The 9,338-nt window shown below is 50.0% G+C and carries 7 protein-coding genes; 6 read left to right on the forward strand and 1 reads right to left on the reverse strand.

The window, feature by feature from the left end; translation table 11 throughout:
* Positions 1-7: 7 nt before the first annotated feature.
* Positions 8-1,378 carry an ArnT family glycosyltransferase gene (locus tag TJ79_RS21400; protein WP_040952388.1) on the forward strand — a complete coding sequence of 457 codons (1,371 nt, stop codon included), beginning with the start codon at positions 8-10 and terminating at the stop codon, positions 1,376-1,378.
* A 79-nt stretch (positions 1,379-1,457) separates the two neighbouring features.
* On the opposite strand, the gene TJ79_RS21405 is transcribed toward TJ79_RS21400, so the two are convergent.
* On the reverse strand, positions 1,458-2,411 hold the full coding sequence (locus TJ79_RS21405; RefSeq protein ID WP_238323102.1) for a polysaccharide deacetylase family protein: 954 nt from the start codon (positions 2,409-2,411) through the stop codon (positions 1,458-1,460).
* Positions 2,412-2,729: 318 nt separating this feature from the next.
* On the opposite strand from TJ79_RS21405, the gene TJ79_RS21410 reads away from it, so the two are divergent.
* The 5 genes from TJ79_RS21410 to TJ79_RS21430 form a co-directional block, all read left to right on the forward strand.
* The gene (locus tag TJ79_RS21410; RefSeq protein WP_052339844.1) at positions 2,730-5,426 is read left to right on the forward strand and encodes a stalk domain-containing protein; all 2,697 of its coding nucleotides are present in this window, start codon (positions 2,730-2,732) and stop codon (positions 5,424-5,426) included.
* Between the two features lie 77 nt (positions 5,427-5,503).
* A complete protein-coding gene (locus tag TJ79_RS21415; protein WP_040952389.1) occupies positions 5,504-6,658 on the forward strand; it encodes a sensor histidine kinase in 1,155 nt (384 codons plus the stop codon).
* Between the two features lie 10 nt (positions 6,659-6,668).
* Entirely contained in the window at positions 6,669-7,394 is a 726-nt protein-coding gene (locus TJ79_RS21420) for a response regulator (protein WP_040952390.1), read from the forward strand.
* Positions 7,395-7,967: 573 nt separating this feature from the next.
* The gene (locus TJ79_RS21425) at positions 7,968-8,372 is read left to right on the forward strand and encodes a glycosyltransferase family 2 protein (protein ID WP_052339845.1); all 405 of its coding nucleotides are present in this window, start codon (positions 7,968-7,970) and stop codon (positions 8,370-8,372) included.
* Positions 8,373-8,596: 224 nt separating this feature from the next.
* Positions 8,597-9,338: hypothetical protein (locus TJ79_RS21430; protein WP_040952391.1), on the forward strand; the 742-nt coding region annotated here is incomplete at its 3' end.

The following is a 9,338-nucleotide window of genomic DNA, read 5'->3' on the forward strand; positions in this document are numbered from 1 at the left end:
AGCAGGTATGCGAATCTCTCGGTCGCTGGTGTGGCTATTAGGAATCCTTTTGTTGGGAACGGTGCTGCGGCTTGTCTGGGTGTATGAGGTAAACACGCAGCCGGTCTATGACTTCAAACGTTATCATGATCTGGCCATGTCGGTTCTGCACCACGGTACATACGAAATCCCGGAAGGGCTGGACTACATAAAGGCAGACACGCCTTATATCAAAACGGGTGTACATTATCCGACAGCTTTCCGCCCTCCGGGTTATCCTTTGTTTTTGGCGGCGATTTATGCGGTGTGGCCGAATATTTTGGCAGCAAAGCTGGTAAATGTGGCTCTCGGTGTCGTTTGGATGGCAGGGATGTATTTGCTGGGCAAACGGTTTTTCGGGGAAAAAGCAGGGCTGTGGGCGGCTTTTATAACGGCTATTTTTCCGCCGGCCATTAGCTATACAAGTGTAATAAGTACAGAGATTCTTTCCGTCGCTCTTGTACTGGTTATTCTTTGCATTCATGCTTATAAAATCGGATCGCTATGGCTGCGCAGCCTTATTCTTGGTTTACTGACGGGATTCCTAGTGCTGGTGAAGCCTTATTATGAAGTATTCCCGGTCATCTATTTTATACTCCTTTGGTGGCAGCAAGGGGAAACGAAGTGGGCGGACTGGAAACCTCGCTTGAAAAAATGCCTACTGGGAACTGTTATGCTTGCCGTCGCGATGGCAGCCGTGATTGCGCCTTGGTCGGTGCGGAACTATAAAGTACTTGACCGGTTCGTGCCGATCTCCACTAATGGCGGTTTTGTTCTGTACATTAATAACAACGACCTCGCTGCAGGAAAATACATGGATGCGCTGAAGGTGCCCAACTCGATTTTTCTGACGGATCGAATATTGGACGATCAGGGGACATATAACGAAGCAGATGCAATGAAACTTGCGGGAAAAGAAGCAAAAAGCTGGATGTGGCACCATCCGCGGGAGACACTTTTTTTGGGCATCACTCGCTTAGCGCTCAGTTACTCGCAAGTGGGGACAGAGATTTGGGAATGGACGATGTCGAAAGCGACACTGCGCTTTGACCAAAGCTGGGTGAATCCGACGATTCAGGTGCATAGGCTGGCGAGTACGCTGATTGTTGGTGGGGGATTGATGTATGCCACTCTGATCCTCTGGCAGTTTGCGAGAAGACGGCCGATGAACCCGCTCCATAAGGTCAATTTGCTGTTTATCGCATTTTACACGGCAGTCATTTTCGCCTCCGAGGGGCAGCCGCGTTATACGTTCGTGTTATTCCCTTTTCTTATTTTCGGCGTGGTTTGGCTGGGAACGCGACTTACGGCAGCTATGCTGGGGGATTCTGACGGGGAATCGGATGCGGTTCTGGATTAGCATAAAAAAGAAACGGTCATTCCGGCTATAGGAGCGGAGATGACCGTTTTCTATTCCATTACTATAAGGTCAGCTATGTTCAAGCACCTTGCCAAATCTTTTTATAAACCCCAGTCACCGATATTTCTACAGCTTCCACATAGGATTTGCCAAATAGACCTGGCTGATTGTAAGGTTTCAAAATCTTCATCAATTGCTTCCCGGTGAATCCCGCGTCGCCTGCGTTGATCCGGTTGATGACGCGTTGACCAGGGACATTGAAGCCGGATTTGATGTTGAAGTATAAGGAGAAGCCCACTTGGTCAGCAGCTTTGATAGCTTTGTCATTGTAAGCTCCGTAAGGGAAGGCCAGTAGTCGGAAGGGGGATTCCCCCAGTTCCTCGTCCAGTCGCTTTTCCATGAAAGTCAGATCGCTGATAAGGCGCTTGTCGTATTCTTTAGCCGTTTCAACTCGTTTTTTATTGGTTAAAAAGATGTTGTTTGGCAGCGCGGGCTGGAGGGTGCCTTTCGCGTTAATGGCAACCTCCCGGTGCATATTGTAGGTGTGATTATAAATGCCCATGCCATTTTCCTTCAGTTCCCGCATTTCATCCCAACTCAGATGAGGTAGTGCATTGGGATCGAAAACGTCGGAGGAGAAGCCGATGATGAATACGGAAGCGGTCATGCCGAACTCTTTTAAAATCGGATAAGCCACGTTATAAAATGACTCGTAGCCATCATCGAAAGTGATGACGACGGAATTGGCAGGCACTGGTTTATTGTTCAGTTCAAAATTAACCAACTGCTCCATCGTGATGACGTTATAACCGCCATCTTTAAGGTTCTTCATTTGATCCCGGAATAAGCTGGCGGTTAAGGCCTCCGGTTTGCTGCCGTCCGTCGGATCTGCCTGCAGGTTGTGGTAGAAGAGCACCAATACTTGATTTTTATAGAGAACCGGTTTCGATAGAAGCGGTTCGGCCGCAGGTTTCTGGGTAACAGCCGGATCGGCTGCAGAGTGAGCGTGAGGAGTTCCTTTTAAGCTGCTCATAATCATGGTGCATAATAATGCCAGGATGATTCCAATCTTTAAGGACAAGCGCTGGGTCTTGATGATGGTAGCCTCCCGCTTTCAAAATAGATTCCCAACTTCATAATTTCGTCACAAGCACGGTTACCTCCTTTTTCTGGGGAGGTTTATTTGGCGTTATTCAAAAACTTGTGAACAATCGTTCAAATGTAAGGAAATATTTGTGAATCTACGTAAAATTCCAACGGATATCGTAACTTTTTTCTCTCGTATTGAGTCTAAGTATAAGTCGCTAAATAGAAGAGGCACAAATAGACAAAATAGGAGGAGATTGCGAAAATGCTGCGAAAGGACAGCAAAGCTGGGATGGTAAGAAGAGGAACGGCGCTGCTATTGGCGTTGGCTCTTGCGCTTCCCGCATCCAATGCACTTTTACCTGTACGGGCGGAAGCTGCATCTACGTTAGTGTCGGCCACTGTCACCAGTCAAAGCCCTGTAACGTCGGGGGCAACCATCAAGAACTACTCGGTGTCTATGAAAAGAGGTACCAGTACCGTCAAATCCAACGCCCGTGTGGTACAAATCGATTTGAATAATCCTTACGTTCATCTAGACGTCATGTCAGGAAAAAATGATAAGGTAGACAGCAATAGCTCCGTTCGCAGAATGACTGAGGATACCGGAGCGGTAGCTGGGATCAATGGTGACGTATATGCAACCAACCAGACACCCAAGGCGCCTATCGGTCCTGTGATGAGCGAAGGACAAATTCTATCGACTCCTTCAACCAATATTCCAGGAATGTATAGTTTCGCAATTACCAAAGATAATAAACCGGTTATTGATATGTTTACTTACCAAGGCTCTGTAACTGCCGCGGACGGTATTGTTTTCCCACTTTCCGGTGTGAACAAAACCTACTATTGGTATGGCACCAATAGTACATTCAGTATGAGCAATGCCATGTATGTGTACACCGAAAATTGGGCTGGAACGGATCGGGCCAATTCGTCGACCAAGAATGCTACAGAAGTATTGGTGAAAGACGGCATTATTGTTGATATTTCGCTGGATAAGCCGATGAACATCGAAGTTCCGGCAGGGGCTATTATCCTGCATGCGGATGGCACAGCGGCTAAATTCGTCAAAGAACATTTGACGATAGGATCGCCAATTGCAGTAACGTCCAGTATCGTCACCCAAGATGTGACCAAAACGTATACCGATAAAGATTTTGTTATGATGATCGGCACGCATACGATTTTGGTGGATGGAGGCAAGGCGACGGCGTTTTCCCGGGACATTAACGGGGTAAGCGGCAACGGGTATGTGGCCCGTTCGGCTGTCGGCTACTCGCAAAGCGGCCAGTATGTCTACCTGATCACCGTCGACGGAGGAACCGGCACGGACAGCGCGGGGATGAGCCTGCAGGAGCTTCAGCTTCTCCTTGTGCAGATTGGCGTGTATAAGGCAGCCAACTTGGACGGCGGCGGCTCAACTCAGCTGGTATCCCGGCCTCTAGGCGAGACAGAAGTGCAGTTGACCAATGCCACAACCAGCGGAACCGAGCGTCAAGTGGTTAACGGTATTGGCGTCTATACCACTGCGCCTGTCGGCGACCCCATGAAAGTGGAAATTATCGGCGACGATCTGATTATGGTTGGGGAAAAAGTGCCCTATCGCATTCGCGGATACGATACTTACTACAACCCGCTTGCATTAGGCCAGTTGACGGCGCAATGGACGTCCTCTAGCGCTATCGGGTCGTTCCGGGCTAATCTTTTCTCGGCAACCGCCAAAGGCAAAACGACGATAACGGCAGTAGCCGGCCAAGCGAAGCAGTCAAAGGAAATCAAAGTGGCGGGCTTCGATGACATTGACAGCATGCAGATTGTCCCCGGCAGTTCGGTTATGCTGGCAGGCGCGGATATCAACCTTCAGGTAAAAGTAACCTTGAAAAACGGTTCCGTGCGCACCGTTCCGGGCAGTTCTTTTGCGTGGGAAGTCCGAGGTTTTGACGGTGTAGTCACGGGGGACACCCTTCATGTGAACGATCCGGGTCAAGGCGGAGAACTGATCGCTCGTTATGATGGCTTCAGCGCGGTAGCAGGCGTCGTGAACGGCTCCAAAACCGTATGGGCCGATTTTGATACGGTCGACATTCCGGCTGAGGCAACGGTTTATCCGTTAGACGGAGAACTGACGGCAACCTTGACGAAGGAATTGAATTTTGGCGGACAAACGACAGGCTCAAATGCACTCCACTTAAATTACAATATGCAAATGGGAAGCTTCGGGGAGAACACCAAGGCAGCCTACATCAAATTTGGCGGTTCCGATCCAAACGGAGCAGCTGTGGCGGGAAGCCCTCAATCCATGACGGTAAAAGCATACGGAGACGACAGCCTGAATATGCTTCGAGCTGAGTTTACCGATGCGGCGGCAAAATCCTATGTAGTGGACTTGGCGAAGGTTATCGATTGGACAGGGTGGAAAACTCTTTCCGTTGATCTAAAAAGCTTGAACGCTACTTATCCCCTTAAGCTAAAAAGAATTTACATTGCCAATCCCGCACTCAGCCAGGATGAACGGGCGCTCACCGGAGATATCGCCATTGACGATATTTCGTTCCAGTACGCGGGTACGGCTCCAACACTGGCCAAGAGCCAAATCAAGTTGACCATCGGTAGCAGCAAGGTCGTGCTGAACGGCGTGACGAAAACGTTGAACGATGCTCCGGTTCCTTATCTTTTATCGGGCAGAACCATGGTCCCTTTGAAATTTATCACCGAAGCGTTGGGCGGCAAGACGGGATGGCAGGCTAGCGATAAGCGGGTAACCGTATATCGGGGTACCCAGTTGGCTGATATGTGGATTAATAAGACCACCATGGTGATCAACGGAAAAGCGGTTGTATCCGATGTCGCTCCGGTTATTAAAAACAATTCGACCATGGTGCCTGTAAATATCCTTTCCTCTCAATTTGGCTGGAAGGTTACATGGGATGAGAAGACAAAGACGGTGACCTTGGAGTAAAATAGTACTATGTAATCACATCAAAATGACCGATATATGGTAGTATTAAGGCAAAGCAAGCAAAGGAGACAACCATCTTGCAAGCCGATGCTATCGATCGTGTCATTAAAAAAACAATTGAAGTGATGGAGGATAGCAAGTACCAAATTTTTGAAATTTGTGAAAGCGTCCGGGCGGAAAGAGATGCGTTGAATCAAGAGCTGCAGCTGACCATTGAGGAAACGACGGATATGATCGACCAGGTGGACAAACTGGAGATGCAGTACCGTCGCACGAGGATCCGGCTTACGGAAGTGAGCCGGGACTTCCACCGGTTTCGGGAGGAGGATATTCGTGTAGCTTATGAAGAGGCGACTCAACTTCAGCTGCAGCTTACTCTTAATCGAGAAAAGGAAAACCAGCTCCGACAGCGGCGCAACGAACTGCAGAAACGGATTAAGAATGTAGATCGACAGGTCGAGCGGGCGGAAACCCTTGTCTCTCAAATGAACGTTGTTCTGGAATACTTATCGGGAGATTTGGATCAAATTACGCGCATTCTGGAGTCCGCCAAGAATAGGCAGCTTCTCGGGCTTAAGATCATCCTCGCTCAAGAGGATGAGCGCAAGCGAATTGCAAGAGAGATTCATGATGGACTAGCCCAGACCATGGCGAATCTCGTTCTGCGTACGGAGATCGCGGAGCGAATGCTAGCCAAGCAGGAATACATAATGGTTAAAGACGAACTGGTGGACTTAAAAGGGCAAATGCGGAGCGGCCTGGAAGAGGTGCGCAAGATTATTTTCAATTTGCGGCCGATGACGCTGGACGATTTGGGGCTGGTTCCGACTTTGCGTAAGTTCACGCAGGATTTTGAAGAGAAGACCAAAATCCGCACCCAGTTTGAAATAAACGGCAGGGAAACCCGCATGCAATCCGGCATGGAAGTGGCGGTTTACCGGCTGATCCAAGAGGCTTTTTCCAATATTCTGAAGCATGCGGAGGCATCCTTCATTGAATTGGATATCTCATTTAAAGAGCAAGACGTCATCATCGTAGTTCGCGACAACGGCAAGGGCTTTGATGTGGAACAGATGGAGACGATTTCCGCGAAAGGCACCCACTTCGGCATCATGGGTATGAAAGAACGCCTCAAACTGTTGGAAGGGGAATTATACATTGAATCGGCCAAAGACGCGGGAACAAAATTAACGATTAATATCCCCTTGAATCCCAGGTACAGAGAGGAGTAACGGTTTGTATATGACAACGGCGATCCATAAACCCGTTAGGCTCGTGCTGGCCGATGATCACCAGCTCTTTCGGGAAGGCGTAAAACGAATCATCAACATGGAAAGCGATCTCGAGGTCGTAGGCGAATGCGGCGACGGAATCCAGATCATCGAACTTTGCAATGAGCTCAACCCGGAAATCGTCTTGATGGACATCAACATGCCTGTTGAGAACGGGGTGGTGGCGACGGAGAAATTGAAAGAAATTTTTCCGCACATCAAGGTTATTATTTTGTCTATACACGACGATGAGAGCTATGTATTCGAAACGCTGCGCAAGGGAGCATCGGGTTACCTGCTGAAGGATATGGAAGCAGAAGCGCTGATTAACGCGATCCGTGCTGTTGTGTCCGGACATGCGTATATCCACCCGAAGGTAACGGGCAAGCTGATCAACCAACTTCGCAGAATGACCTACCTGGACGAAAGAGGCACTTCTGTCGGAAGCGACGAACAAATCGTTAAGGACGCTGGCGTTCGCTATCATCCTTCTCCTGACAGCCCTCTTACCAAGCGGGAGGCGGAAGTCCTGCGCTTGATGGCAGAGGGGAAGAGCAATAAATCGATTGGCGATCATCTGTTCATCAGTGAAAAGACGGTGAAAAATCACGTCAGCAGCATTTTGCAGAAGATGGAAGTGGAAGATCGCACTCAAGCTGTGATTATTGCTATTAAAACGGGTTTGGTAACCCTCTGATAGATAGAGCAGGAAGGGGGGAATTGCTGAACATAACGCCTGATCGGTGACTATAAAAGTTGAACGAAAGAATGGGATGAAGGAGCGGAGAAACCGATTGTTCTGGATAGACCATACATGCCGCTTGCAGTCACGAGCGAATGTGTGAATAACGGCGAAGCCGCCTGAAACCAATCTTAGATTAACTAAGATTAGTTCAGGATAGCGATAGCGGTCGCCTTTGTGATCAGATTCCTACCTTGTAGGGGATTATCTAATCAGGGAATCTGAGCGCAACAGCGACTCTCCAGAATAATCAGGTTTTGCAGGGACGTAATCCTTACAATCTTTAGTTCAACTTATATAGCAAGCGGCTCGAAGGACTAGCAGGGCGGAAAGTAAAAGAATAGAGTGATGCAGGTACGCAAGAAGCGACTGCCGGTGATGAGCCGGGGTCGCTTTTTTTCGTTTTTTGGCGGGGGGGTGGGCCGATAGAGCGCCATTTGTCCGCTTTTACCATGTACCGAGTGGGACAGATTGGCGGAACTCTGGGCGGCGGCGCGGCATATACTATCGCAAAAGGAGGGAGCCGCGATGGTAGTCGGTTTTTTGATCATTGTCGGAATTTATGGGGCATGCGCCGCGCTCATCCATCTTTTCCACGCCCGTCAAGCTGGAAAAGAAAATGCCCCCCAGTATCGCCTCGTGCTCATCACTCATAATAATCAGGCGCAAATTGAATGGTACGTGTATGCCTACCTGTTCGTCTCCTGGCTGAGAGGTCGGCAGACGGTCATTGACATTTTTGACGATGGTTCCGATGACGAAACCTGGACGATTCTGGAGCGAATCGCCGAGCGGAATTCGGATGTACGGCTGCACATGGGGACGCTGGAGTTGAATGATTTTCTGGAGAAGCATCAGGAGGATCATCTGCTGGTGCTGCATTTGGAGAAGCTGGATATTAGTCCGAAAATGCCGCTTTATCAGTGGTTATAGAGATGTGCGGAGGTTGCCGCATACTGGAGACGCGATTCTGAGGTTGCTAGAGAGATAGAGAGAAAAAGAGAAAGGATGAGGTGAAGAGGGGGGGAAGAGGTGAACAAGAGAGGGACTCAAGGGAACTAAGGGAACTAAGGGAACTAAGGGAACTAAGTGGAACTCAAGGTGTAGGACGAGAAGAGAAATATAATGGCATTCACAAGATTGGAAGGGTGCGCTAGATGAAAGGTTTTTTGTATGCGGTTAAATTGGAGCAGGGCTGGATTTGGAGATCGTCTCTGGCTATGGAGGTCGATGCGGCTTTTTGGCATCGGAAGCTCGGTGTAGGCATGCGGATGATTCAGGCGGAACTCCCTCTTTCTTGGGGACAAGCTTTCTGGATGAAAGAGAACTTGCAGAGGGAGCCGGGAAAGTGGCGGGATATGCTGGAGGGTTTGGAACAGAACATGGTGGGCTGGCCGTCGGAAAAGTATGAGAAAGACTGGAGAGAATTATGCCAAAGGTGTGGAATTCCGGACGTAATGGTGGACAAGCTGATCTGGAGGGTGTGGAAAGGGCAGGCAGAAGTGGACAAGCAGTCATTTCGGGATGCAGCGGAGGTGCTCGACCATCCCGATGTCCGAAGGATCGCCGAGATGCTCGCAGGACGCTCGTTGCTGCGGGATGAGGTTTTGGCCGACTCCGGCATCGAGGAAAACGGAGGCCGCTGGGCGGTGCTTTTGCAGGCGGCGGAGCTTGAGGGCGGAGTTCGCATCCGCTGCGGAGTAGAGGATGCCGCCCTGGCGGAGCCGGTAGAGGAGCCGCTGCAGCCGCAGGCATGGCGGCAGCGGCTCCAGTGGGCTCGCGCGGCCCTCGGGCGGGCGCTCGCCGGGCCTGCCTGCCGCGGGGGGCGGGAGCCGCGCTGGATGTGCCGCCGCTGCGGAGCCAGCGGTGACCACATCCGCATAGCGGCGTGCCCCCACT

The organism is Gorillibacterium massiliense, from assembly GCF_000455485.1.
In the GTDB taxonomy this organism is placed as follows: domain Bacteria; phylum Bacillota; class Bacilli; order Paenibacillales; family NBRC-103111; genus Gorillibacterium; species Gorillibacterium massiliense.